Genomic DNA, 220 nt, shown 5'->3' with positions numbered 1-220 from the left:
CCCGAGGTTATCACCATCGCGGGTGAACCGGTTATGGGGCAGGACATGGATCTCGATATACAGGTCACCATTGGGTGCCCCGTAATCTCCGGCTTCGCCATAGCCTTCCATACGCAGCCGCATACCGCTCTCGATACCGGAAGGGATGTTGATCGTGACCTTGCGCTTCGCCCGGGTATGGCCGGTGCCCTTGCACTCCTTGCACATCCGCTCGGGGATC

The 220-nt window shown here is 60.0% G+C and carries 1 protein-coding gene; it reads right to left on the bottom strand.

Translation table 11 applies throughout. The annotated features are described in order from the left end of the window. Nucleotides 1-220, bottom strand: a 220-nt coding sequence (locus ACY9Z2_RS19545; RefSeq protein ID WP_463611332.1) for a DnaJ C-terminal domain-containing protein, incomplete at both ends; no start/stop codon positions are given.

This window comes from Virgibacillus sp. GM2-2 (assembly GCF_055329585.1).
Note: the sequence above shows the minus strand (reverse complement) of the source record. Positions and strands in the feature narration are given on the sequence as shown.